The sequence below is a fragment of the Achromobacter sp. 1011791174 genome, from assembly GCF_059760925.1.
Genome location: NZ_JCBANH010000030.1, coordinates 26,222 through 51,923 on the forward strand (window position 1 = coordinate 26,222; position 25,702 = coordinate 51,923).

Sequence of the window (25,702 nt, forward strand, 5' to 3'; positions counted from 1 at the left end):
CGCAGCAAGCGCTCGCGCCCGCTTTCTGGTGAAATACGGACGTTCCCAGGCATTTCCCCAAAGAATACGCGGGCCCCAGGCCCGCATTTTTGTTTCCCGTTTCCGTTTCACCGTTGATGGCCCTCGCAGGCCCTATCCCCATGGACGACACTCTCGCTAAATTGGCGTTGGACTACCACGCCTACCCGACCCCGGGCAAAATCTCCGTCACCCCGACCAAGACGCTGGCCAACCAGGACGACCTGTCGCTGGCCTACTCGCCGGGCGTGGCCGCCGCGTGCATGGCCATCTTCGACCAGGGCGACGACGCCGCGTCCAAGTACACCTCGCGCGGCAACCTGGTGGGCGTGATCACCAACGGCACCGCCGTGCTGGGCCTGGGCAACATCGGCCCGCTGGCCGCCAAGCCCGTGATGGAAGGCAAGGGCTGCCTGTTCAAGAAGTTCGCCGGCATCGACGTGTTCGACATCGAACTGGCCGAGAACGACCCCGACAAGCTGGTCGACATCATCGCGGCGCTGGAACCCACGCTGGGCGGCGTCAACCTCGAGGACATCAAGGCGCCCGAGTGCTTCTACATCGAGAAGAAGCTGCGCGAGCGCATGAAGATCCCGGTCTTCCATGACGACCAGCACGGCACCGCCATCATCTCGTCGGCCGCCATCCTGAACGGCCTGAAGGTCGTGAACAAGGACATCGGCTCGGTCAAGCTGGCCTGCTCGGGCGCCGGCGCCGCCGCCATCGCCTGCCTGGACCTGCTGGTGCACCTGGGCGTCAAGCGCGAGCACATCTACGTGGTGGACTCGCGCGGCGTGATCTGGGACGGCCGCGACGAAAACATGGAGGCCAACAAGAAGCGCTACGCGCAGAAGACCGACGCGCGCACGCTGGCCGACGTGGTCAACGGCGCCGACGTGTTCCTGGGCTGCTCGACCGCCGGCGTGCTGACCGCCGACATGGTCAAGACCATGGCCGACCGTCCGCTGATCCTGGCCCTGGCCAACCCCGAGCCGGAAATCCGCCCGGAAGTCGCCAAGGCCGCGCGTCCCGACTGCATCATCGCCACCGGCCGTTCGGACTACCCGAACCAGGTCAACAACGTGCTGTGCTTCCCCTTCATCTTCCGCGGCGCCATGGACGCCGGCGCCTCGCGCATCACGGAAGAAATGAAGCTGGCTTGCGTGAAGGCCATCGCCGACCTGGCCCAGGCCGAGCAGAACGACGAAGTGGCCCGCGCCTACGCCGGCCAGGAACTGTCGTTCGGCCCCGACTACATCATCCCCAAGCCCTTCGATCCGCGCCTGATCGTGCAGATCGCCCCGGCCGTGGCCCAGGCCGCCGCCGAGTCCGGCGTGGCCGCCCGTCCCATCGAGGACATCGAAGCCTACCGCCAGAAGCTGATGGGCTTCGTGTACCACTCGGGCCAGCTGATGCGCCCGCTGTTCGCCCAGGCCAAGAAGGCGCCCAAGCGCGTCATCTACGCCGATGGCGAAGACGAGCGCGTGCTGCGCGCCGTGCAGACCGTCATCGACGAGAAGCTGGCCCAGCCCATCCTGATCGGCCGCCCCTCCGTCATCGAGATGCGTATCAAGAAGTTCGGCCTGCGCATGACGCCGGGCGTGAACCTGGAGATCGTCGATCCCGAGGACGACGGCCGCTTCAACGAAACCTGGAACGCCTACTACCAGCTCAAGGGCCGCGAGGGCGTGACGCCGGCCATCGCCAAGGCGATGATCCGCAAGCACAACACGCTGATCGGCGCGATGCTGCTGCGTCGTGGCGATGCCGACGCGCTGCTGTGCGGCGTGGCCAGCAAGTACGACAACCAGCTCAAGTACATCGACGAGATCATCGGCAGGAAGGAAGGCCAGACCTACGCCGCGCTGAACGTGCTGATGCTGCCCGACCAGACGCTGTTCGTCACCGACACGCACGTCAACGAGAACCCCTCGGCCGAGGAAGTCGCCAGCATCACCATCCAGGCCGCCGACGAGATGCTGCGCTTTGGCGTGGTGCCGAAGATCGCGCTGCTGTCGCACTCGAACTTCGGCAGCCGCCAGACCGAGTCGTCGCGCAAGATGGCCGCCGCGCGCCAGCGCGTGCAGGAACGCGCGCCCGACCTGGAAGTGGACGGTGAAATGCACGCCGACGCCGCGCTGTCGGAGAAGATCCGCGTGCTGGCCTATCCGGACAGCACCCTGAAGGGTCGCGCCAACCTGCTGGTCATGCCCAACCTGGACACCGGCAACATCACCTACAACATGCTGAAGATGACCGGCAGCAATGGCGTGGCGATGGGTCCGATCCTGCTGGGCGCGGCCCGCCCCGTGCACATCCTGACCACCAGCGCCACCGTGCGCCGCATCGTCAACATGACGGCGCTGGCCGTGGTGGACGCGCAGCAGGAAGCCGCCGAGGCCGCCCGCCGCCGCTAGGCCGGCACGCGGTACCGCAGGCAGGGCGCCCCAAAGGGGGCGCCCTTTTTTTTCGCGCGCACGGTCTGGCCGGGAACGCCGGCGCGCCGTCCTCCTCGCGCCACGCGAAGAATGCCCACTGACGGCCGCTGTCATGCCGGCGCGCTGGTGCCGTCCCGCGCCTCGGTGTTAAAAACTGGGCATCCCAACTCCCCGTTTCTGGACACCGTCATGCTGCAAGACGCCCTGCTCGCCTGGATCCACTATCTCGCCATCTTCGTGCTGGTGGTCGTCATGACCGCCGAGGCCGTGCTGCTGCGCCCCGGCCTGGCGCCGGACACGGTGCGCCGGCTCGCGCTCTATGACCGCGTCTACATGTTCTCGGCGCTGGCCGTGCTGGCCACGGGCCTGCTGCGCCTGACGCTGGGCGCCAAGGGCGCCGCCTTCTATATGTCCAATCCCTGGTTCCACGCCAAGATCACGCTCTTCATCGTGATCGGGCTCTGTTCGATCCCGCCCACGCTCAGCTTCCTGCGCTGGCAGAAGCAGGCGCGCCAGCAGCCGGGCTTCGTGCCCTCCGAGCCCGAGATCCGCCGCGCCCGGCGCTGGGTCATGATCGAATCGCACCTGTTCATCCTGCTGCCGCTGTGCGCGGTGCTGATGGCGCGCGGCATCGGCATGTAGCGCCGCGCCAGGCTCAGTCCAGGCGCCGCGCCAGATGCCCGGCCAGCGCCCGCACCCGCGCGGGCAGCAGACGGGTCTCGGTCAGCGCATGGACGGGCAGCGGCGCCACGCGCCATTGCGGCAGGATCCTGCGCAACATGCCCGCGCGCACATAGGGCTCCTGGTCGCCGCCCAGCGCGGCCACGCCGGCGCCCAGCGCCGCGAGCCGCCGCGCCATGCCGGCTTCATTGACCGAGAAACGGCTCGCGGGCCGCACCTCGACGCGCTCGTCGCCGCAGGCCAGCGGCCAGCGCGCCGCCAAGCCATCGGCGCGCAGCCTGAAGCCGATGCAATCTTGCTCGCGCAGGTCCGACGGATGCGCCGGTTCGCCCCTGGCCGCCAGATAGGCCTCGGCGGCATACAGCCCGCCGGACACGAAACCCAGATGATGCGCGACGCGCGACGATACCGGCGGCTCGCCCACGCACAGGGTCAGGTCCGCCGCGTCGAACACGCGGCCCGCGTGCTCCGGATTGGCCAGGTTCAGCTGCAGCCGCATGCCGGGATGGTGGCGCGTGAAGTCCACAAAGGCCCCCGCCAGCGCCTCGGTGGCGAAGCCCGCCGGCAGATTGACGCGCAGCAGGCCCTCGAAGGGCGCGTTGCCGTCCTGCAGTTCCTCATGGACGAGCCGGGCCTCGGCCAGGATGCGCCGGCAGCGCTTCAGGTATAGCTGGCCGGCCTCGGTCAGCGCCAGCTTGCGCGTGCTGCGGCTGAGCAGGCTCAGGCCGACCGAGCGCTCAAGCCCCGCCAGCCTGCGCGACAGCGTGGACCGTGGCAGCCCCAGCGCGGCGGCCGCCAGGCTGAAGCTGCCGCGCGCGGCGACCTCGGCGAACATTTCCATGTCCTGCAAGCGCTTCATCGGACCCGCTCAGAACGCGTAGACCATGCCCACGCTGCCGAACACATTGCTGTCGCGCTCGACCAACGGGCTGTCGCGGGCGTCGCCCAGCACCGTCGATACGCCCAGCGTGGCGACCGTGCTCCAGCGCGCGGACAACTGATGCGACCAGGCGGCATACAGCGACGCCGACTGGAAGCCCGAAGACGGGGAATAGGCGTGCAGACCGGCGCGGCTGCGGGCGGCCTGGCCCGGCGTGACGCCGTACCAGGTCTGCATGGCGTCGCCGTTGGCCCATTCGGCGTTGACGCCCACGCGCAGCGCATTGCTGTCGTCGCGCCAGGCCAGGTAGCTGGCGCGCAGCTCCATGACGCCGCCATAACCTTTATGGGCGGCCTGGCGGTAGGCCAGGCCCAGCGCGTAGGGGCCGGGGCGCCATTCCACGAAGGCGCCATAGGTCGCGTGGTAGTCGATATCGTCCAGTCCTTTCAGGCGATCGGCATCGCTGGAATCGCGGTTCAGGCCCATGCCGACGAATACGCCGGCCTCCCAATCCTGCGCCAGCCGCGTCTTCAATCCCATGGCCGGCAGGCCGGCGCGCGGGGTCACGAAGAAGCTGCCCGACTCATAGTTCAGCATGGGCACCGGCAGTGTGCGGTACTCGCTGGAGCCCTGGTAGACCGGCACTACGCCCACCCCCAGCCCCACGACATTCCGGCCGCCGCCCTCGGCCTGGACGGCGGCCGCCGCCAGCATCGATGCCGCGGTTGCCAGGAAACGGCTTGTTAATATGCCCATACTTGTTTTCATCAAGGTTCATGCTCCAGGCGGTTGATCACGGCCGGGAACGTCGCCGGCCAGGGGCCTGTAACCCCAGCGCCGCATTCTGGCGGGGACCTTTTAAGAATTTTTTAAGCCCCGGGGACCGCGCCTCGCGCCCTGTCCCGGCGGCCCGGAGGCCCCTTGCAGATCTTGCTCGTTGAAGACGACGCCATGCTCGGCGACGCGGTGTGCGCCGGCCTGACGCAGGACGGCGCGCGGGTGGACTGGGTCCGCAGCCTGTCCGACGCCCGCCTCGCCCTGGTCGAGCACGACTACAAGGCGGTGCTGCTGGACCTGGGGCTGCCCGAGGGCAGCGGCCTGAAGGTACTGGCCTCGATGCGCGCGCGCTACGACGCCACGCCCGTGCTCATCATCACCGCGCGCGACCGCCTGAGCGAACGCGTCGCCGGCCTGGACGCCGGCGCCGACGACTACATCGTCAAGCCGTTCCAGCTCGACGAACTGCAGGCCCGGCTGCGCGCCGTCCTGCGCCGCAGCAGCAACACCGTGGTCTCGGCCATGCGCCGGGGCGATGTGGCGATCGAACCGGCCCGCCAGATCGTCACGCGCGCCGGCAGGGAAGTCAGCCTCAGCGCCCACGAATACCGCACGCTGCTGGCCCTGATGGAGCGCATGGGCCAGACCGTCAGCCGCGAACAGCTGGAGGTGGCGGTATATGGCGGCAGCGGCACCATCGAGAGCAATACCGTGGCGGTCTATGTCCACCAGTTGCGGCGCAAGCTCGGCGAAGGCCTGATCGTCACCGCGCACGGCGTGGGCTACCGCATCGAAACAGGCGATACGCCATGAAATCCCTGCGCAAGCGCCTGGCGGCCGCCTTGCTGCTGACGATGACGCTCGCCTGGTTCGCGGCCTTCGCGCTCCAGCACCGCATGGTGACCGACGAGCAGACCGGCCAATGGGACCAGTCCCTGCGCGATGCGGCGGTGCAGGCCATGACGCTGGCGCCGGACAGTCTGCTCGAACGCGCGCCCGGCGCGGGCCTGGCGGTCGCCACCACGCCCGAGGAGGACGCCGATCAGACCCGCGTGCAGGTCTGGTCTCTGGCTGATCGCCGGCTGCTGCAGCGCACGCCGGACACGCCGGACGCGCCCTTCGTCGTCGACTTCAAACCCGGCTATGCCACTTCTGATTCTGGCGGACAGACTTGGCGCGTCTATGCCCTCAACGACGCCAGCGGCCGCGTCCAGGTCCAGGCCGCCAAATCCACCCAGGCGTTGCGGGAAAACTATGTCCACCGCCTGACGCGCGGCCTGATCTTCGCCACGCTGATGTTCCTGCTGCTCGTGGCCGCGGCCCTGGGCGTGATGCGCCGGGCCTTCAAGCCGGTGGACCGCGCGGGCGACATGATTCTGCGACGCCAGCCGCAGGATCAGACATTGGTGCCGCTGGCGGGCATGCCGGCCGAGCTGCGGCCGTTCATCGATTCGATCAACCAGCTGCTCGAACGCCAGCGCGCGACGGTCGAGCGCGAGCGTGAATTCCTCGCCAACGCCGCCCATGAGCTGCGCACGCCGCTGGCCGCGCTCAGCGCCCAGGCCGAACTGGTGGCGCGCAGCCCCGACACGCCGCAACGCGCCGAAGCCGTGGACAAGCTGCGCGCCGTGGCCATACGCACCGGCCGCCTGACCGAACAGCTGCTGGACCAGGCCCGCACCGATACCCTGTGCGACAGCGTGCCGGAAACGCTGCGCCTGGACCAGCTGGCGAACATGATCGCGCGCGACTACGAGGCCGCCGCCCAGCGCAAGCAACAGCGCATCGTCCTGGACACGCAGCCCTGCGCCGTCATGGGCAACCTGGATGCGCTGGGCGTGCTGCTGCGCAATCTGCTGGACAACGCGCTGCGCTACACGCCCGCGGGCGGCCAGGTGATGGTGTCGTGCCGCGACAGGCAAGACGGCGGCGCGGTGCTGAAGGTAGCGGACAACGGCCCCGGCATTGCGCCGCAGGAACGGCAGCGCGTCTTCGACCGCTTCCACCGCGTGGCGGGCAGCGGCGAGCGCGGCAGCGGCATCGGTCTGGCGCTGGTCGCGCAGATCGCCCGGCGCCACGGCGCGGACATCACGCTGGGGGCCGGGCTGCAGGACCGAGGCATCGCGCTGACCGTCACGTTCCCGTCGTCCGCGCCCTGACGTCGCGGCGCCCGCGCATCAGGGGCAGCGCACCGGCGGTTCCTGCGGATCCGTCTCGTTGACGATGATCCGCGCGAAGCGCAGCACGCCGGCCTCTTCGTTGGACAGCACGCCCAGCACGGCGCCGTCCGGCGCCTGCACCACCGACGTGCCATCGTTCACCGGCTGCGACTGACCCGTGCGCGTCGCCTGGCCGGGCGCCACCGGGCTGAACACCCAGGACTGCGACGGAAAGCGCTGGCGCAGCGGATAACCCGCCGTCTTCATCTGCGTGCCCGCCGGATAGCGCATTTCGCCCAGCGTCAAGGGGCAGGCCAGCTCGGCATCCGACACCGCCAGCAGCTGGCGGTTTTCATCCAGCTGAACCGTGGGCCGGCCCAGCGTCAGGCCCGCCAGCGGCAGTCCCAGCGGATCGCGCACGCGAACCATCCAGTTCACCGGCTCGCGGTGCCCATCCGTGTAGACGACGCCTCCCCCCATACGCAGCAACTCGGTTCCGGCCGGCCAGCGCCCCACGCCCCCTTCGATGGCATTGCCCTCGGCCAGCACGCATTCGGCGAATTCTGGCCGCGTCCCTTCGTCCTCCACGCGCAGGCGCAGTTTCTGGCTCGTATCGCACAACCAGCCCTCGACCTGCTGCGGCCCCTCGCCCCACAGGTGGATGGTGTGCGGATAGCGGCGCAGCTCCTCGTACGTCTTGGAATCGTAGTCGGTGTGCAGGTAGCGTTCGATGCGGGAGACACGCAGGCCAAAGGCCGGCGCCGGCGGGTCGAACAGCGCCTCGGTGAAGGTTTCCAGCTCACCTTCCTTCGCCAGCGTCAGCCGCGCGCCGGCCGGCATCAGCACGCCGCCCAGCGTCTGCGCCTGGGCCAGCGTCACGCGTCGGGCGGCATCGCGGCGCGCGAATTCGCGGTCAATCTGCCACACCTGGTATTGGAATGACAGGTAGAAGCTGGCGGCCAGCGCCAGGACCAGCATCAGCACGACGCCCAGCACCGGCCTGGCGGCGAAGCGGGAACGCGCCCGCCGGCTCAACAGCAACCGCAACAGCCATATCAGCAGACACACTCCCGCGCCCATCGAGGCGAACAGCAGGAGCAGGGATTCGATCGAAGGTAGCGCGACGGGAATCATGGCTGAGCATGATACGCGAGTCGATACACGTATCCGCTCCTGTGTATCCCAGCGTTTCAATCCGCTGCGCGAGCGGCTCGCCCTCCTTTCTGCTAGGTGAAATGATCCAGCGCCGACTCGTCTGTCAGCTCATCGGGCTGCAAAGCCCGCGTGATGACGCCCTTGTGGATCAGCAGCACACGATCCGACAGCTGGCGGATGAAGTCGATGTTCTGCTCCACCAGCACGATGGTCAGCCCCAGGCGCGCGCGCAACTCCTTCAGCTTGTCCACGATCTCGTCGATGATGGAAGGCTGGATGCCTTCGGTGGGTTCGTCCAGCAACAGCAGCCGGGGCCGAGCCACCAGGGCCCGCGCCAGCGCCAGCAGTTGCTGTTCGCCGCCGCTCAGGGCGCCGCCCGGGCGGCTAGCCAGGGGCTTCAAGCGCGGATACTCGGCCAGGATCTCTTCCACGTCCATGCTGCGACCGGGATTGGCCTTGGCGGAAAAGCGCAGGTTGTCCAACACGGACAGGCCGGGAAAGATGCCGCGCCCCTGCGGCACATACCCCATGCCCAGGCGGGCGCGCGCATGCGCAGGCAGGCGGGTGATGTCCGCATCCTGCAGGCAGACTTCGCCCGCGCTGGCGGGCAGCTCGCCCATCAGCGTCTTGAGCAGCGTGGACTTGCCCATGCCGTTGTGGCCGAGCACGCCCAGGAATTCCGATTCGCCGACATGGAAGCGAACGCCGTCCAGGACCGGGATGCGGCCATAGCCGGACGACAGATGGTTGACCGTCAGCAGGTTCATGCGCCGCGCCCCCGTCCCAGATAAACGTCGCGCACCCTCGGGTCGGCGATGATCTGCGCGAATGAGCCTTCCTTCAGGATGCCGCCTTGATGAAACACCGTGACGATGCGCGCGATCCTGCCGATGAAGGCCATGTCGTGCTCGACCACCACCACCGCCGCCCGCGCATTCAGTTCCAGGATCAGCTCCGCCATGCGCACGGTTTCCTCGTCGCTCATGCCAGCCGCCGGCTCGTCGAGCAGAATCACCTTGGGTTCGCGCGCCACCACCATGCCGATCTCCACCCATTGGCGCTGGCCGTGGGCCAGCTCGCCCACCAGCCTGCGGGCGACGGCGCGCAGCCCCAGCCGCGCCTTCAGTTGCTCCGCCCGGTCCCGGGCCGCACGGGAACCGCAGGCGCTCCTGGCCGCCAGCCACAGGTTCTCGTCCACCGTCAGGCCGTCCAGCACGGTGGGCACCTGGTTCTTGATGCCCATGCCCCGCTGCGCGATGGCATGCGGCTGCGCGCGACGGATGCTGCGACCATCGAACAGGACGTCACCCTCCGACGGCGCCATCTGACCGCTGAGCAGCTTGAAGAAGGTGCTCTTGCCCGCGCCGTTCGGCCCGATCAGGCAGCGCAGTTCGCCTCGCCGCAGGGTGAAGTCGATATTGCCCAGCGCCCTGACGCCGCCGAAGCGCTTGCCCACGCCACGCGCTTCGAGAATGATGTCTGGCTGCGTCATCAGTCGCTCCCTTCGCGCCGCCGCGGCTGCAGCCGGCCCAGCAGGCTCCTGCATGCCGGCACCAGCCCCTGCGGAAACAGCAGCACGCAGAGAATCAATATGAAACCCAGGGTCAGCGTGACCTGCCCCACGCCCACCGTGCCCAGCCAGGTGGTGAGATACTGGATCAGCAAGGTGCCGATGATGGCGCCCAGCAGCAGCGAGCGCCCGCCCACGATCACCCAGATGACCACCATCGCGGCCTGATTCAGGCTGAACATTTCCGGGCCGACGAAGTTTCCCCACAGCGCGTACAGGCCGCCGGACAGGCCCGCGAGGCCGCCGGCGATGACGAAGGCCATCAGCTTGTACCGCCGGCTGTCGTACCCCAGCAGTTCCATGCGGCGCTCGTTTTCGCGCAGGCCCACCATCACGCGCCCTGGCGCGCTGGCCAGGAACAGGCGGATGCCGATGTACGCCAGCGCCAGCAAGCCCAGTGCCAGATAGAAAATGCCCTCGATGGACTGCAGGTCGAGCGGACCGATCCGCAGCGGCAGGCCCGGCAATCCCGGTATCCCGTTCTGGCCGTTCAGCCGCACGCTGCCGATCACGTACTCGGGCCCCGAGGTGGCGCGCACGCCCTTCTCGAAGATCAGCGTGACGACCAGCGTGATGACGCTCAGGTAGATGTCGCTGATGCGGCCGTACATCATGAAGTAGCCCAGCAGCAGCGCGAACAGCATGGGCACGACGGCGGCCAGCGCGAACGCCGCCAGCGGCAGGTCCGTGTTGAGGCTGCACAGCGCGTAGGCATAGCCGCCCAGTCCGAAGAAGATGGTCTGGCCGAAGCTGAGGATTCCGACGTAGCCCCACAGGAAGCCCATGCTCAGCGCCAGCAGGGACAGGATCATCACCAGCGACAGGTCGAGCTGCATCGCGGTGTCGCCGTACTGCGGCACGGCCAGCATCAGCGCCGTGCAGGCAAGCACCGAGAACCACCAGGGACGCCGCGGCGAACGGCCCGCATGCGCGTCGAAATCCATGGAAAACGTGGAACCGCTCATGCTAGATACCTCGCTTCATGCGGCCGGTGATGCCCAGCGGCAGCATGCGCAGCAGCAGGACCGCGGCGATCAGCATCGTGACCTCGCCCAGCACGGAGCTGTAGGCGTAGGACACCGCGCCATCGATCGCGCCGAACAGCGTGGACGCCGCGCTGGCGCCGACCAGGGGCAGATGGCCGCCGACGATGACGGTGATGAAGGCCTTGGCCACGAAGAAGCCGCCCATGGCCGGGCTGACGCCGGTCAAGGGCGCCAGCGCCGCGCCGGCAAGCCCGGCCAGGCAGGACCCGAGCCCGAAGGTGGCCATGTAAACCCGGTTCCTGTCCACGCCCAGGCAGCTGGCCATTTCCGGCGCCTGCATGGTGCCCCGCACGATCAGGCCGGCCTTGGTCCGCACCGCCAGCCACCAGCACAGCGCCACCAGGGCCAGGGAGAATGCGCAGATCGCCAGGTTGTAGGAAGACACGTTCATGCCGCCGATGGCGACGTTGGCGAAGTCCGTCGACAGGCCGATGCTGGAGGCGCCGAACACCGTGGTGGCCGCGCCCACGAACAGCAACGACAGTCCCCAGGTGGCCAGCAGCGTATCCATCATCCTGCCGTAGAGGTGGCGGATCACCAGCCGCTCGACCACGATGCCGGCCAGGCCCGTGACGACGCCGCCGGCCAGCACGCCCAGCCATAGCGGCGCGCCGGCGTTGACGGACAGCACGCAGGCGTATCCGCCCACCATCATGAATTCGCCGTGGGCCAGGTTGATGACCTTCATCATGCCGAAGATCACCGCCAGTCCCAGGCTGATCAGCAGCATCAACGAGATCGAGAAGACGATGAGGTAGAGGTTGGTGTAGATCGATGCCAAGGCGTTCTCCGCAGCGTAAGGCAGGGGCGCGTCCGCGCGGCCGGCATGGGTGGCGCGGGCGCATCCGGATCTAAAGCTTGGGCTCGTACTGACGGGTGTCGTCGGGGTTGCGGCGCAGGTCGCATACCGCCTGCGTATCGCTGGGCTGACGCTGGGGGAACGACTTGACGACGTCGAAGCCCTTGTCCTTGTTGCCGATGGCGATATGAATGTCCATGACGGTGTGGTTGGCCTGTTCGTCGATGGAATACAGCCCGCCGGGACCGTCGTAGCGCGTGCCCGGCAGCGCCGCGATCACCTTGTCGGGTTCCACGCTGCCGGCGCGCCGCACGGCCTCGGCCCAGAGCATCATGCCCCGATAGCCGTACTCGCCATACTCGCCGATGTAGTCGGATTCTCCGGTGAACCGCGCGAAGCGCTGGACGAAGCCCTTTGCCGCTTCCGTGGGCAGCGTGTCGATGAAGGACGCGGCGATGATGGTGCCGTCGTTCTCCTGCGCGCTCAGCATGGCGTTTTCACGGGCCGCGCCGTACACGGTGCCGATCAGCGTCATGTTCTTCTTGCCGATGGTCGATTCGAACTGACGGTAGAAGCTCATGTGGGCATCGCCGACCAGGGCGGACCACACGGCGTCCGGCCTGGCCGCCTGGATGCGGCTGAGCGCGGGCGCGAAGTTGGTCACGTCCAGTGGAAAGAACTCGACCGCGACGTCCCTGGCGCCCTTTTCGCGGATGAATTTCTGCAGCCACTTGCTGGTGATCTGGCCATAGTTGTAGTCGGCGGCCAGGATGTAGTGGGTCTTGGCGTTGCGCTCCTTGATCACGTAGTCGACCAGAGGATCTAGTTCCTGTCCCGGCACCATGCCAGGGCAGACATGACGCCGGTCGCAGACGCCGCCTTCGTACAGTGCATTGTAGAAATACAGGCCCTTGAAGCGCTGCACGATGGGTCGGACGACCTCGCGCGCTGAACTGGCGACCGCCCCATGGATCACATCGACCTTGTCGCGCACGAAGGCCTGGGTCGCGTATTGCGAGTAGAGCCGATTGCTGGATTGCGTGTCATAGAAGATGATTTCCACCTTGCGGCCGAGCAGGCCGCCGGCGGCGTTGATCTCGTCGGCCGCCATGGCCACCGCCTTGATCTGCTTGAGGCAGTAGTTGTTCAGCACGCCGGTCTTGTCCAGCAGGTTGGCGACCTTGATGGACTTGGACGAATCGATCTTCGCCTGCGCCAGCAGGTCGAAGCTGCTGGCGTAGGCCAGCGCGCCGGCGGCCGTCTTGATGAAACCGCGTCGATTGAGAGACATGGAGGCTCCTTCCATTGAGAGAGTCCGTGACCAGGACGTATCAGACCCAGGCCAGGTCGGGGCGACGGCGATGCCAGTCGGTGGCCTGCTGATAGGCGTGCGCGGCGCGCACGATCAGGTCTTCGCGGAAATCGGCGCCGACGAACTGAAAGCCGATGGGCGTGCCCGCATCCGCCAGGAAGCCGCCCGGCAGCGTGATGGTGGGCACGCCGGCCATGTCCAGCGGCGCCGTGTACCGCATCATGGCGAACCAGATGTCCACGTATTCCTGGCCGGAGACGTGCATCTGCGCCACCGTCGGCGAGGCGATCGGCGTGGTCGGCACCAGCAGCGCGTCCACCTGCCGCATCAGCGCGCGCATCCGGCCCGTGTACGCGGCCCGCTGCAGCAGGATCTTCTGATAGTCGGTGCCACGCAGCGCCCGACCCGTTTCGATGAGGTTGGCCAAGGCCGGGCCGTACTCGTCCTTGCGCGAGGGGTAGGTCTTTTCGTGGACCACGGCGGCCTCGATGCCGCACAGGTTGAACCAGTTGCGCTGCACGTCGACCGCGTCCGGCGCGCGGACCTCGACGATCTCGGCCCCCAGCTCCGTCATTACCCGCACAACCTCGTCCATCATGCCGCGCGTGGGCGCGTCGACATCATCGTGGTTCCAGCGTGTGTCGACGCCGATGCGCAGCCCCCGGACGCCGCGCTCCATTTCGCGCAGATAGTCAGGCACCGGCAACTGGCTGGCCGTGGGATCGTTGTCGTCGGCGCCCGCGATGACGCCCAGCATCGCCGCCGAATCTTCCGCGCTGCGGGTCATGGGGCCCAGGTGATCGAGCGAGGCCGCCAGCTCGAACGCGCCATGGCGGCTCACGCGTCCCCAGGTGGGCTTGATGCCGGTCACGCCGCAGGCCGCCGACGGAAAGCGGATGGAGCCGCCGGTGTCGGTGCCGATGGCGCCGTAGCACAGGCCCGCCGCCGGCGCGACGCCGGAGCCGCTGGAGGACACGCCGGTCCAGTGCGCGGGATTCCAGGGGTTCACGGGCGGATCGATATCAGGATGATGATCCGTCAGCGCGCCCTCTGTCAGCTGCACCTTGCCCAGGATGACGGCGCCCGCCTCGCGCAGGCGTTTCACCACCGTGCCGTCCTCGTGGGTCTGGAATCCACGGTAGATCGTGGTGCCGAAGGCCGTGGGCGCGTCGGCGGTCCAGCACAGGTCCTTGACGGCCACGGGCACGCCATGCAGCGGACCGCGCAGCTGGCCCTGCGCGATTTCCCTGTCGGCCTGGCGCGCGGCCGCCAGCGCGCCGTCCTTCATGAGCAATGCGTAGCTCTTGAGCTGGCCGTCAAGCCGGGCAATGCGTTCGAATTGGCGTTCGGTGACGGCTTCCGAGGAAAGCTCGCCAGCCTGGATGGCCAGGCCGATTTCGCGCATTCCCATGTAGTGCAGATCATCGTGATTCATCCCGTTCTCCCTGTCCGTGCAGTTGGCGCGCCCGCGCCGTGAACACACTGAAATGCCTAGATGCTTGCCTGCATGCAGACTACGGCGCTCGGAACAGGATTTCTTGCTCGTGACGGCCACGGCGCTTGACTGTGGCCGCCACGGACAAATCATGCAGACATGTGCGGCACACCACGCGCGCTTGCTACCCCCCCGAGAGGGGAGCGCTTTTCATCTTGGGGTGGCCCGAGGCAATGAAAAAGGCCGGCGCGCGGCCCTGTCCTGGGCTCGCGGCCGGCCTTGCGGTCGGTGTCGTTCTACGCCGTTCAGCGCCTCGGGCGGCTCAGCAGATCCTTCGGCGAATGGCCGTAGCTGAGCTTGAAGAGCCGGCTGAAGTGCGCGACGTCGTTGAAGCCATTGCGGAACGCCGCTACGGTCACCTGCCGCGCCCGGCCCTCCTTCAACGCGCAATACGCGGCCTCGAGACGCCGTTGCCAGACCCAGCGCATGGGCGTGCTGCCGCTGTGCGCGAACAAGCGGGTCAGCGTGCGCTCGGACATGTTCAGGGCGCTGGCGATGCGATCCACGGTCAGCAGCGGATCATCCAGCTGCGATTCGATGTACTGCTTGACCCGCTGCAACCGCCGCTCGCGTTCGTCGGCCTCGGGATCGCAGCCGGCCATCTGCACCTGGATGGTCGCGGCCAGCAGATCGAGCAATGACGCGGCAAACTGCTTTTGCACGCCGGCGGGCAGGTCTTCGGTGAAATTTGCGCTGGCGGCTTCGCGCAGCATGCTGGCCAGCAGGCCGGTGATGGGCTTGTCCGGCGTGAAGCGCACCGCCGTGTAGCGCTCGGCCAGGGGCGCGCGATACAGCAGCTGTTTGCGCGGGATACGTAACAATAGGACAGACTCAGGCGTCACGTCATAGGTGAACCGGCGCTCCGCATCGTACAGCGCGATGTCGCCATTGTTGACCTGCGTGGAACGGCCGGACTGCGACAGATGGCCGATCCCGGATTCCATCAGCGTCAGCAGGAAGGCCTCGTTCGAGTCCTTGCGCATATGGGTGGCCTCGCGCTCCCAGACATGGCGCGGCGAGGACATCCGGGAGATCTCGATGTCGTCGATCGACTTGGCGGCGTACTTGCCGATGAACTTGCGCGGGCTTTCGATGGTGCTGTCTGCCAGGACGCAATGCTTGCAGACGACTTCGTTCCAGTATTCCGGCCGCTGGCGCTCGGTCAGCGCCTCGGTTGAATAGTTCAGCTTCAATTTTCCCCCCGGCAGGGCTGACGCCGGCGAGCGGCGCTGTCTTTACGGGACTGCGGCTGGCCCCGCCCGCTGCCGCGGCCCGACGCCAGTTGCTGCCTGATGCTTGATGCTGCTGCCTGCGTGCTGCCGCAAGGGGCTTTCCGCCCTCGCTGTTTTCGGTGGATTCTGCCAAAAGGCATATGCCTTTGAATTGGTGTTTACCCGTTCCCTGTCAGATCTGACAGCGCCGGCCATGCCAGGGCCACCTGGCTCGACGCCACGCGCAAGCGCCTGATCCCGGGCGCCCAAAAAAACAAACCCGCCACAGCGGGCGGGTTTGTCTGCGCAAGCGCGGAAGGATCAGCGCTTGTCCATCGGGGGCACGTCGCGCGTGACCGAGCCGGTGAACAGCTGGCGGGGACGGCCGATCTTGTAGTCGGGGTCCGACAGCATTTCGTTCCACTGGGCGATCCAGCCCACCGTGCGGGCCAGCGCGAAGATGGCCGTAAACAGCGAGGTCGGGATGCCGATGGCGCGCTGCACGATGCCCGAGTAGAAGTCCACGTTCGGGTACAGCTTGCGCTGCACGAAGTACGGATCCGACAGGGCGATGCGTTCCAGTTCCATGGCCAGCTTGAACAGCGGGTCGTTTTCCAGGCCCAGGGCCGAGAGCACTTCCTTGCAGGTTTCCTGCATCAGCTTGGCGCGCGGGTCGTAGTTCTTGTAGACGCGGTGGCCAAAGCCCATCAGGCGCACGCCCGAGTTCTTGTCCTTGACCTTCTCCATGAACTCGCCGACCTTGGCGATGCCGCCGTTGGCTTGCAGTTCTTCGAGCATCTGCAGGCAGGCTTCGTTGGCGCCGCCGTGAGCCGGGCCCCACAGGCAAGCCACGCCGGCCGAGATGGCGGCGAAGGGGTTGGTGCCCGACGAGCCGCACAGGCGCACGGTCGAGGTCGAGGCGTTCTGCTCGTGGTCGGCGTGCAGGATGAAGATGCGGTCGAGCGCGCGCTCGACGACTTCGTTGACCTTGTACTCTTCGCACGGCGTGGCGAACATCATGCGCAGGAAGTTGCCCGTGTAGGACAGGTCGTTCTGCGGATAGATGAAGGGCTGGCCTTGCGAGTACTTGTACGCCATCGCGACCAGCGTCGGCATCTTGGCGATCAGGCGGATGGCCGAGATGTGGCGGTGCTGGGGATTGGTGATGTCGGTGGAGTCGTGGTAGAACGCCGACAGCGCGCCGACCAGGCCGGTCAGCACGGCCATCGGGTGCGCGTCGCGGCGGAAGCCGCGCAGGAAGAAGTGCAGCTGCTCGTTCACCATCGTGTGATGGGTCACTTGCGAGTCGAAATCGGCCTTCTGAGTCGCGTTCGGCAGTTCGCCGTTCAGGATCAGGTAGCAGATGTCCATGAAGTCGCAGTTCACGGCCAGCTGTTCGATGGGGAAGCCGCGGTACAGCAGCTCGCCCTTGTCGCCGTCGATGTACGTGATGCCCGATTCGCAGGCGGCGGTGGACATGAAGCCGGGGTCGAACGTGAACATGCCCGTCTGGCCGTACAGCTTGCGGATGTCGATCACATCCGGACCGACCGTGCCCTTGTAGACGGGAAACTCGATGGGGGCGCTGCCGTCCGAGAAGGATAGCGTGGCTTTTTTGTCAGACAGGTTCATGTTTTTTCCTCTCAATTAATCAGAGCGACCGCATCTGGCCGATGATGTTGCGGAGCCGGGGCGTGTCCAGCGCGCCCTCGAGTTCCTTGCGGGCCAGCAGCAGGTCGAGAAGATCGTTGTCTCCCAACTCGAAGAGCTGCGTCAATGCGGCTACGTCATCGTCGGTGAGCTCGGCCTCATGGGCGTCGAGGTACCGGGTGATGATCAAGTCGTTTTCGAGCAAGCCGCGGCGCGCCCGCCAACGCAGTCGCGCCCGCTCCAGTTCAGTAAGCCTGCTCATCGTTACACCTAAATGAAGGCCCTACGCGCGCCGCGCCCGCGGGGGCGTTGCCGCCTGGGAGCGGCCCGGCGGCACAATGCCTGCAACCCGCGCCGCCCTTCGGCGTGCCGCGCTCCGGGAGGGCCCGATCCCGGAGCGCGCGGCGATAAAAAAGCTGCTTGAAACTAGACCGTCCGGCGGACCATCAGTTCCTTGATCTTGCCGATCGCCTTGGTCGGATTCAGGCCCTTCGGACAGACGTCGACGCAGTTCATGATGGTGTGGCAACGGAACAGGCGGTACGGGTCTTCCAGGTTGTCCAGGCGGCTGCCGGTGGCTTCGTCGCGGCTGTCCGCGATGAAGCGGTAGGCCTGCAGCAGGCCGGCCGGGCCGACGAACTTGTCCGGATTCCACCAGAACGACGGGCAGGAAGTGGAACAGCACGCGCACAGGATGCACTCGTACAGACCGTCCAGCTCTTCGCGGGCCTCGGGCGACTGCAGGCGTTCCTTTTCGGGCGGCGGCGTGTCGTTGATGAGGTACGGGCGGATCGAGTGGTACTGGTTGAAGAAGTGCGTCATGTCCACGATCAGGTCGCGGATCACCGGCAGGCCGGGCAGCGGACGCAGCACGATCGGTTCCTTCAGCTCGCGCAGGTTCGTCGTGCAGGCCAGGCCGTTCTTGCCGTTGATGTTCATGGCGTCCGAACCGCACACGCCTTCACGGCACGAGCGGCGCAGCGCCAGGCTGTCGTCGACGTCGTTCTTGATGCGCACCAGCGCATCGAGCAGCATCTTGTCGGTCGGCTGAAGCTCGACTTCCAGCTTCTGCATGTAGGGACGCTCGTCCTTGTCCGGATCGTAGCGGTAGATTTCGAACTTGACGATTCTCTTGGTGCTCATAGTAGGCTCTATCCGGACTTAGAAGGTACGCGCCTTGGGCGGGAAGGACTCGACCGTCAGCGGCTTCATCTGCACGGGCTTGTAGTCCAGGCGGCTGCCTTCGGAGTACCACAGCGTGTGCTTCAGCCAGTTCTCGTCGTCGCGGGTCGGGTGGTCGTCCAGCGCATGCGCGCCGCGGCTTTCGGTGCGGTTGGCGGCCGACTTGATCGTGGCGCGGGCCACTTCGGTCATGTTGGCCAGTTCCAGCGCCTCGACGCGCGCGGTGTTGAACACCTTGGACTTGTCCTTGAAGTAGATGTTGTCGGCTTGCTTGGCCAGGTCTTCGATCTGGGTCACGCCTTCGTTCAGCAGCTCCAGCGTACGGAACACGCCGCAGTGACGCTGCATCGAGAAGCGGATGGCGTTGCCGATGTCCTGGGTCTTTTCGCCCGAGGTGCGCGATTCCAGCTTGTTGACGCGGTCCAGCGAGAATTCCACGGCCTGCTGCGGCACGGGCTGGTGCGAGTGCTGGCGTTCCGGGTGCGAATTGACGATGTGGTTGCCGGTGGCGCGACCGAAGACGATCAGGTCCAGCAGCGAGTTCGTGCCCAGGCGGTTGGCGCCGTGCACCGACACCGCGGCGCATTCGCCGATGGCGTACAGGCCGTTGACGATCTTGTTCTCGCCGTTTTCGCGCGTCAGCACCTGGCCGTGATAGTTGGCCGGGATGCCGCCCATCTGGTAGTGGATGGTCGGGACGACGGGGATCGGTTCCTTGATCGGGTCGACGTTGCCGAACTTGATGGCGATTTCGCGGATCGAGGGCAGGCGCTTGTTGATCACGTCGGCGCCCAGGTGGTCGAGCTTGAGCACCACGTAGCTGCCGTCAGGACCGCAGCCGCGGCCTTCCTTGATTTCCTGGTCCATCGAGCGGGACACGAAGTCGCGCGGGGCCAGGTCCTTCAGCGTGGGCGCATAGCGCTCCATGAAGCGTTCGCCATCCTTGTTCAGCAGGATGCCGCCTTCGCCGCGCACGCCTTCCGTGATCAGCACGCCGGCGCCGGCCACGCCGGTCGGGTGGAACTGCCAGAATTCCATGTCCTGCAGCGGGATGCCCGCGCGGGCGGCCATGCCCAGGCCGTCACCGGTGTTGATGAAGGCGTTGGTGGAAGCGGCCCAGATGCGGCCGGCGCCGCCGGTGGCCAGCACCGTGGTCTTGGCTTCCAGGATGTAGATCTCGCCCGTTTCCATTTCCAGGGCGGTCACGCCCACGACGTCGCCCGCTTCGTTGCGCAGCAGGTCCAGCGCCATCCATTCGACGAAGAACTGGGTGCGCGCGGCGACGTTGCGCTGGTAGAGGGTGTGCAGCAGCGCGTGGCCGGTGCGGTCGGCGGCGGCACAGGCGCGCTGGACCGGCTTCTCGCCGAAGTTGGCGGTGTGGCCGCCGAACGGGCGCTGGTAGATGGTGCCGTCGGGGTTGCGGTCGAACGGCATGCCGAAGTGCTCGAGCTCGTACACGGCGTTCGGCGCTTCGCGACACATGAATTCGATGGCGTCCTGGTCGCCCAGCCAGTCCGAGCCCTTGACGGTGTCGTACATGTGCCAGTACCAATTGTCCTCGCTCATGTTGCCCAGCGAGGCGCTCACGCCGCCCTGCGCCGCAACGGTGTGCGAACGGGTCGGGAACACCTTGGACAGCACGGCGACCGACAGGCCGGCCTGGGACAGTTGCAGGGAACAACGCATGCCGGCTCCACCGGCGCCGACGACCACCACATCAAACTGGCGGCGCGGCAAGGATTTCATGACAGAGACCACGGCTTAGATGCTCCAGAGGATTTGCGCGAAATAAACGACCGAACCGACCAGCCAGAGGATCGTCAGCACTTGCAGCAGCAGGCGCAGGCCCACCGACTTGACATAGTCCATCCAGAGGTCGCGCACACCAATCCAGGCATGCCAGGCCAGCGCAATGAATGCGAGGGTGGCCAGGAGCTGGCCGACCGGAAGTACGCCCACGTAGAACGTGAACAGCGCGGTCCAGTTCTCGTACGTGAAGGCGGGCATCACCAGGATGCCGATGAGCAGCACCAGCGTGTAGACGGCCATGATGACCGCGGTGACGCGCTGAATGATGAAATCGATGGTGCCGTAGTGCGCGCCTACGACCAGGCGCTTGGCGCCGTAGTTCTTTGCTTCGGCCATTACAGCACTCCGAACAGTTTGAGGGCGAACACGACGGTCAGCGCCAGGCTGATGCCGAAGACCACGCCGGCGCTCTTCTTGGCCGACTGCTTGTCCAGGCCGATGTGCAGGTCCAGCAGCAGGTAGCGGATGCCGGCGCAGAAGTGGTGCAGATAGCCCCAGATCAGGACCAGCAGGACGAGCTTGACGATCGGATTACCCGCGTAGGCAGCCACGGCCGCGAACGTCTGCGGGGCGGCCACGCTGGCCGCGAACAGCGGCAGGATGACCAAGGGCAGACAGAGGAACAGCAGCACACCGCTCACGCGGTGAAGGATGGACAGCTTGCCGGCCAGGGGCAGGCGATAGGAGAACGCAACTTGGGCTAGACCAATATTGCGAAACTGCGGGCGTGGCTTGGCAGCGGTGTCGGACATGACGGCCTCGGTGTTTCTGAACTAGGGAATCGTTACGGCGTAAAAAACTGGCGGAACTCTGCGTGGCCCTCGCGGGCAAACACAGTATTTTCGCCCAGAGAACGGGTTGGTATCAAATCGTAGGGAAAAAGCTCATCAATTCAAACTATTGCGGTAGTGGTAGCGATCGGTCAAGTACAAACCCCGCCGGATTTCCATGGGGCGGTCACCATAGGTATAGGACACTCGGTCCACCTGCAGCAACGGCGCGCCGGGGGAAACATTAAGCAAGGGGGCGATTTCGGCCGGCGCCGCCACGGCGCGCAGCTTCTCGTCGGCGCGCACCATGCTGACGCCGAACTCGGATTCAAACAGGCCGTACATCGGGGCCTTGTTGGCGGTGAGCAGCTCCAGCGTCAGCCCGCGGAAACTCGCGCCGGGCAGCCAGATGTCGTCCACCACGGTGGGGGTCGTGTCCATGCAGAGCAGGCGGCGGATCATGATGACCGTCTCGCCGGCGCGCAGCTCCAGGCCGCGCGCGATCTCGGCCGGCGCGCGCAGGCGCCGGCATTCCAGGATGCGGCTTTCGGCGCGGCCGGACCCGGCCTGGGCCTCGTCGTCGGCGGCCAGGCGCAGGAAGCGGTAGCGCACGCGCGCTTCGTGGTGGGTGGCGACGAAGGTGCCCTTGCCCTGGCGGCGCAGCAGCAGGTGCTCGGCGGCGAGTTCATCGACCGCCTTGCGCACCGTGCCCTGGCTCACCTGGAAACGGGCGGCGAGGTCGATTTCGCTGGGGATCAGTTCGCCGGGCTTCCATTCGCCGCGGTCCAGGCTCTGCACCAGCAGTTCCTTGATCTGGCGGTACAGCGGACTGAAAGCGGCCCCCTCGCCCGCCGGACGGGCGGCGCGTGTGCGTAGGGCGGTTTCGGGCCGTGGGTCTGCCATGGATCGTCTTGAAAGTGTCATGTCCATCCGGATGAATGAGTATGCGGCGCACGGGATCCATGCTCATCCACGATGCGCCGCCGCCGGTGATCTGGCCTAGGAACAGGCGCGCAGCCGGCTGTGCCGCGACGCATTCGAACAAACGCTCCATTGTGGCACATCGCCGGCGGCGTTGTCCAACGTCTTATGTCTTATATAAGATATAAGAGAAATTGACGCTCACGTAAATTCGATCTAGGATTTCGGGCTGTCAGAGGCTCATGCCCGCGCTGAGTTTCCGCGCCCAACGATTACACTGATTGTCGAGATTTCTTCTCGCCAAACACTTACGGAGAACGTCCATGTCCAAGCCCGCCTTGCGTGTCGCCGTCACCGGCGCCGCCGGCCAAATCGGCTACGCCCTGCTGTTCCGCATCGCCTCCGGCGAAATGCTCGGCAAAGACCAGCCTGTCATCCTGCAACTGCTGGAAATCCCCGACGAGAAAGCGCAAAAGGCCCTGAAGGGCGTCATCATGGAACTGGATGACTGCGCCTTCCCGCTGCTGCAGGAAGTCACCGCCCACAGCGACCCGCGCACCGCCTTCAAGGACGCCGACGTGGCCCTGCTGGTCGGCGCCCGTCCGCGGGGCCCCGGCATGGAACGCAAGGACCTGCTGTCCGTCAACGCCCAGATCTTCACGGCCCAGGGCAAGGCCCTGAACGACGTCGCCAGCCGCAACGTCAAGGTGCTGGTGGTCGGCAACCCGGCCAACACCAACGCCTACATCGCCATGAAGTCGGCGCCGGACCTGCCCGCCAAGAACTTCACCGCCATGCTGCGCCTGGACCACAACCGCGCCCTGTCGCAACTGGCCGCCAAGTCCGGCAAGGCCGTGGCCGACATCGAAAAGCTGGTCGTGTGGGGCAACCACTCGCCCACGATGTACCCCGACTTCCGCTTCGCCACGGTCGGCGGCCAGAGCCTGGCCAAGCTGATCAACGACGACGCCTGGAACCGCGACACCTTCATCCCCACCGTGGGCAAGCGCGGCGCCGCCATCATCGAGGCGCGCGGCCTGTCCTCGGCCGCCTCGGCCGCCAACGCCGCCATCGACCACGTGCGTGACTGGGTCCTGGGCAGCAACGGCAAGTGGGTGACGATGGGCGTGCCGTCCGACGGTTCCTACGGCATCCCCGAAGGCATCATCTACGGCGTGCCGGTCATCACCGAAAACGGCGAATACAAGCGCGTCGAAGGCCTGGAAATCGACGCCTTCTCGCGCGAGCGCCTGGACTTCACGCTGAAAGAGCTGCTCGAAGAGCGCGACGGCGTGAAGGACCTGCTGAAGTAATCAGGTCGAGCATGAAAATTGGGCCCGTTCGCGGGCCCAATTCACAGGCCGGCGATGCGCGGGCGCCATCCGCGCCATGCGATCGCAGGCCGCCCGCCAGGCGTCTTCGGACGCCTGCGCCCCGGCAAATACACCTGTCCGCTTGCGCCGCCGCCAATGCGTCGCAAACGATTGTCGCGCAGGGGACAGATTTATTTTCCGGACCCGAGGTAAGGTCGGACGCCAGCCACGAGCCGGCGCCGGGCCCGCCTCGGACCGGCACACCCACTGCCCGGGGACGTCCAGAACACCCGGTCCACATACACGGAGACCACCCATGTCCAGACCCGAATCGCCCGGCGCCCTGTTCCGTCGCGCGCTGGCCGAAGAAAGCCCGCTGCAGATCATCGGCGCCATCAACGCCAACCATGCGCTGCTGGCCAAGCGCGCCGGCTACCGCGCCATCTACCTGTCGGGCGGCGGCGTCGCCGCCGGCTCGCTGGGCCTGCCGGACCTGGGCATCAACACCATGGACGACGTGCTGACCGACGTGCGCCGCATCACCGACGTGTGCGACGTGCCGCTGCTGGTCGACATCGACACCGGCTTCGGTCCGTCGGCCTTCAACATCGCCCGCACGGTCAAGAGCCTGATCAAGTTCGGCGCGGCCGCCTGCCACATTGAGGACCAGGTCGGCGCCAAGCGCTGCGGCCACCGTCCCGGCAAGGAAATCGTCAGCACCGAGGAAATGGCCGACCGCGTGAAGGCCGCCGCCGATGCCCGCACCGACAGCGACTTCTACCTGATCGCCCGCACCGACGCCATCGCCTCGCACGGCGTGGACGCCGCCATCGAGCGCGCGCTGGCCTGCGTCGAAGCCGGCGCCGACGCCATCTTCGCCGAAGCCGCCTACGATTTGCCCACCTACGACCGCTTCGTCAAGGCGGTGAAAGTGCCGGTGCTGGCCAACATCACCGAATTCGGCAAGACCCCGCTGTTCTCGGTCGAGGAACTCAAGAGCGTGGGCGTGGGCATGGTGCTCTACCCGCTGTCGGCGTTCCGCGCCATGAACAAGGCCGCCGAGGCCGTCTACACCGCCATCCGCCGCGATGGCCACCAGAAGAACGTGGTCGACCTGATGCAGACGCGCGAAGAGCTGTACGACCGCATCGGCTATCACGAATTCGAATCGAAGCTGGACGCCCTGTTCCAGAAGAACAAGGGCTAGTCCCGCACCGTCTACGGCGGCGGGCGCGGCGGCGATCCGCCGCGCCCGCCCGTCCCACTGCATTGACCATCCCGCAAGGCAAGGAGAGTAGAGACATGAGCACGGCCCCCAAGAAGCAAGCCCCCAAGGCGGACGCGAAGACGCAGGCCCAGCCCGAGGAAAAGGCGGCATTCAAGCCCAAGAAATCCGTGGCGCTGTCCGGCGTCGTCGCCGGCAATACCGCGCTGTGCACCGTCGGCCGCAGCGGCAACGACCTGCACTACCGCGGCTACGACATCCTGGACGTCGCCGACACCTGCGAGTTCGAGGAAATCGCCCACCTGCTGGTCCACGGCAAGCTGCCGACCAAGGCCGAACTGAAGGCCTACAAGGAAAAGCTGCGCAGCCTGCGCGGCCTGCCGGTGCAGCTGCAACTGGCGCTGGAAGCGCTGCCCGCCGCCAGCCACCCGATGGACGTGATGCGCACGGCCGTGTCGGTGCTGGGCTGCGTGCTGCCCGAGAAGGACGACCACAACCTGCCCGGCGCGCGCGACATCGCCGACCGCCTGATGGCCAACCTGGGCTCGGCCCTGCTGTACTGGTACCACTACAGCCACAACGGCCGCACCATCGACGTGCAGACCGACGACGACAGCATCGGCGGCCACTTCCTGCACCTGCTGCACGGCGAGAAGCCCAGCGAAGAGTGGGTGCGCGCCATGCACATCTCGCTGAACCTGTACGCCGAGCATGAATTCAACGCCTCGACCTTCACCGGCCGCGTGATCGCCGGCACGGGCTCGGACATCTATTCCGCCATCACCGGCGCCATCGGCGCGCTGCGCGGCCCCAAGCACGGCGGCGCCAACGAAGTCGCGTTCGAAGTGCAGAAGCGCTACGAGACCCCCGACGAGGCCGAGGCCGACATCCGCCGCCGCGTCGAGGCCAAGGAAGTCGTGATCGGCTTCGGCCACCCGGTCTACACCGTGTCCGACCCGCGCAACAAGGTCATCAAGGAAGTCGCCCGCAAGCTCTCGAAGAAGGCCGGCAGCACCAAGATGTTCGACATCGCCGAACGCCTGGAAACCGTCATGTGGGACATCAAGAAGATGTTCCCCAACCTGGACTGGTTCTCGGCCGTCAGCTACCACATGATGGGCGTGCCCACCGCCATGTTCACCCCGCTGTTCGTCATCGCGCGCACGGCGGGCTGGTCGGCCCACATCATCGAGCAGCGCGTCGACAACAAGATCATCCGCCCCACCGCCAACTACGTGGGCCCGGAAGACCGGAAGTTCGTGCCGATCGAGAAGCGGAAGTAACGTGACCG

At 66.6% G+C, this 25,702-nt stretch carries 24 protein-coding genes; 7 read left to right on the top strand and 17 right to left on the bottom strand.

Translation table 11 applies throughout. The annotated features are described in order from the left end of the window. The first annotated feature begins 140 nt into the window (after window positions 1–140). Entirely contained in the window at window positions 141–2,435 is a 2,295-nt protein-coding gene (locus AC6LJ5_RS13070; protein WP_103273222.1) for an NADP-dependent malic enzyme, read from the top strand. Window positions 2,436–2,645: 210 nt separating this feature from the next. Then, window positions 2,646–3,098, top strand: a complete 453-nt coding sequence (locus AC6LJ5_RS13075) for a DUF2214 family protein (RefSeq protein WP_103273221.1) — start codon at window positions 2,646–2,648, stop codon at window positions 3,096–3,098. Window positions 3,099–3,111: 13 nt separating this feature from the next. Here AC6LJ5_RS13075 and AC6LJ5_RS13080 read toward each other — a convergent pair whose 3' ends face one another. Then, window positions 3,112–3,996 (bottom strand): LysR family transcriptional regulator, encoded by an 885-nt coding sequence (locus AC6LJ5_RS13080; protein ID WP_233772758.1) that lies wholly within the window; start codon window positions 3,994–3,996, stop codon window positions 3,112–3,114. A 9-nt stretch (window positions 3,997–4,005) separates the two neighbouring features. Further along, window positions 4,006–4,773 carry a MipA/OmpV family protein gene (locus AC6LJ5_RS13085; protein WP_498140690.1) on the bottom strand — a complete coding sequence of 256 codons (768 nt, stop codon included), beginning with the start codon at window positions 4,771–4,773 and terminating at the stop codon, window positions 4,006–4,008. Window positions 4,774–4,938: 165 nt separating this feature from the next. Between AC6LJ5_RS13085 and AC6LJ5_RS13090 the strand changes: the two genes are divergently transcribed. Next, window positions 4,939–5,607 carry a response regulator gene (locus AC6LJ5_RS13090; RefSeq protein ID WP_498140691.1) on the top strand — a complete coding sequence of 223 codons (669 nt, stop codon included), beginning with the start codon at window positions 4,939–4,941 and terminating at the stop codon, window positions 5,605–5,607. Continuing rightward, window positions 5,604–6,953, top strand: coding sequence for a sensor histidine kinase (locus AC6LJ5_RS13095; RefSeq protein WP_498140692.1), 1,350 nt, complete (start codon window positions 5,604–5,606; stop codon window positions 6,951–6,953). The genes AC6LJ5_RS13090 and AC6LJ5_RS13095 overlap by 4 nt, the downstream gene beginning before the upstream one ends. 18 nt (window positions 6,954–6,971) lie before the next feature. On the opposite strand, the gene AC6LJ5_RS13100 is transcribed toward AC6LJ5_RS13095, so the two are convergent. The 15 genes from AC6LJ5_RS13100 to AC6LJ5_RS13170 form a co-directional block, all read right to left on the bottom strand. Beyond that, window positions 6,972–8,087 (bottom strand): hypothetical protein, encoded by a 1,116-nt coding sequence (locus tag AC6LJ5_RS13100; protein WP_498140693.1) that lies wholly within the window; start codon window positions 8,085–8,087, stop codon window positions 6,972–6,974. Between the two features lie 92 nt (window positions 8,088–8,179). Beyond that, complete coding sequence (locus AC6LJ5_RS13105) at window positions 8,180–8,875, bottom strand: ABC transporter ATP-binding protein (protein WP_498140694.1); 696 nt, start codon at window positions 8,873–8,875, stop codon at window positions 8,180–8,182. After that, complete coding sequence (locus AC6LJ5_RS13110; protein WP_392410581.1) at window positions 8,872–9,600, bottom strand: ATP-binding cassette domain-containing protein; 729 nt, start codon at window positions 9,598–9,600, stop codon at window positions 8,872–8,874. Before AC6LJ5_RS13110 ends, AC6LJ5_RS13105 begins: the two co-directional genes overlap by 4 nt. Further along, window positions 9,600–10,643, bottom strand: coding sequence for a branched-chain amino acid ABC transporter permease (locus AC6LJ5_RS13115; RefSeq protein WP_103273215.1), 1,044 nt, complete (start codon window positions 10,641–10,643; stop codon window positions 9,600–9,602). Before AC6LJ5_RS13115 ends, AC6LJ5_RS13110 begins: the two co-directional genes overlap by 1 nt. Before the next feature lies 1 nt (window position 10,644). Next, on the bottom strand, window positions 10,645–11,505 hold the full coding sequence (locus tag AC6LJ5_RS13120; protein WP_498140695.1) for an ABC transporter permease subunit: 861 nt from the start codon (window positions 11,503–11,505) through the stop codon (window positions 10,645–10,647). A 70-nt stretch (window positions 11,506–11,575) separates the two neighbouring features. Beyond that, a complete protein-coding gene (locus AC6LJ5_RS13125) occupies window positions 11,576–12,814 on the bottom strand; it encodes an ABC transporter substrate-binding protein (RefSeq protein ID WP_498140696.1) in 1,239 nt (412 codons plus the stop codon). Window positions 12,815–12,854: 40 nt separating this feature from the next. Further along, entirely contained in the window at window positions 12,855–14,270 is a 1,416-nt protein-coding gene (locus AC6LJ5_RS13130) for an amidase (protein WP_498140697.1), read from the bottom strand. Between the two features lie 305 nt (window positions 14,271–14,575). Continuing rightward, on the bottom strand, window positions 14,576–15,523 hold the full coding sequence (locus tag AC6LJ5_RS13135; protein WP_392410585.1) for a helix-turn-helix domain-containing protein: 948 nt from the start codon (window positions 15,521–15,523) through the stop codon (window positions 14,576–14,578). A gap of 339 nt (window positions 15,524–15,862) precedes the next feature. Further along, on the bottom strand, window positions 15,863–17,173 hold the full coding sequence (locus tag AC6LJ5_RS13140; protein WP_103273211.1) for a citrate synthase: 1,311 nt from the start codon (window positions 17,171–17,173) through the stop codon (window positions 15,863–15,865). 19 nt (window positions 17,174–17,192) lie between these two features. Further along, a complete protein-coding gene (locus tag AC6LJ5_RS13145; protein ID WP_103273210.1) occupies window positions 17,193–17,453 on the bottom strand; it encodes a succinate dehydrogenase assembly factor 2 in 261 nt (86 codons plus the stop codon). A 164-nt stretch (window positions 17,454–17,617) separates the two neighbouring features. After that, window positions 17,618–18,334 carry a succinate dehydrogenase iron-sulfur subunit gene (locus AC6LJ5_RS13150; protein WP_024068140.1) on the bottom strand — a complete coding sequence of 239 codons (717 nt, stop codon included), beginning with the start codon at window positions 18,332–18,334 and terminating at the stop codon, window positions 17,618–17,620. 18 nt (window positions 18,335–18,352) lie between these two features. Further along, entirely contained in the window at window positions 18,353–20,131 is a 1,779-nt protein-coding gene (gene sdhA / locus AC6LJ5_RS13155; protein ID WP_212318171.1) for a succinate dehydrogenase flavoprotein subunit, read from the bottom strand. Window positions 20,132–20,134: 3 nt separating this feature from the next. Continuing rightward, complete coding sequence (sdhD, locus tag AC6LJ5_RS13160; RefSeq protein WP_103273208.1) at window positions 20,135–20,518, bottom strand: succinate dehydrogenase, hydrophobic membrane anchor protein; 384 nt, start codon at window positions 20,516–20,518, stop codon at window positions 20,135–20,137. Next, window positions 20,518–20,934 (bottom strand): succinate dehydrogenase, cytochrome b556 subunit, encoded by a 417-nt coding sequence (sdhC, locus tag AC6LJ5_RS13165; RefSeq protein WP_103273207.1) that lies wholly within the window; start codon window positions 20,932–20,934, stop codon window positions 20,518–20,520. The genes sdhD and sdhC overlap by 1 nt, the downstream gene beginning before the upstream one ends. A gap of 135 nt (window positions 20,935–21,069) precedes the next feature. Further along, window positions 21,070–21,855, bottom strand: coding sequence for a GntR family transcriptional regulator (locus AC6LJ5_RS13170; RefSeq protein WP_392410586.1), 786 nt, complete (start codon window positions 21,853–21,855; stop codon window positions 21,070–21,072). A gap of 341 nt (window positions 21,856–22,196) precedes the next feature. On the opposite strand from AC6LJ5_RS13170, the gene AC6LJ5_RS13175 reads away from it, so the two are divergent. From AC6LJ5_RS13175 to prpC, 3 genes are all read left to right on the top strand, one after another. Then, complete coding sequence (locus tag AC6LJ5_RS13175; RefSeq protein WP_103273205.1) at window positions 22,197–23,186, top strand: malate dehydrogenase; 990 nt, start codon at window positions 22,197–22,199, stop codon at window positions 23,184–23,186. A 316-nt stretch (window positions 23,187–23,502) separates the two neighbouring features. Beyond that, a complete protein-coding gene (gene prpB / locus AC6LJ5_RS13180; RefSeq protein ID WP_103273204.1) occupies window positions 23,503–24,393 on the top strand; it encodes a methylisocitrate lyase in 891 nt (296 codons plus the stop codon). Window positions 24,394–24,488: 95 nt separating this feature from the next. Then, entirely contained in the window at window positions 24,489–25,694 is a 1,206-nt protein-coding gene (prpC, locus tag AC6LJ5_RS13185; protein ID WP_498140698.1) for a bifunctional 2-methylcitrate synthase/citrate synthase, read from the top strand. Window positions 25,695–25,702: the final 8 nt, after the last annotated feature.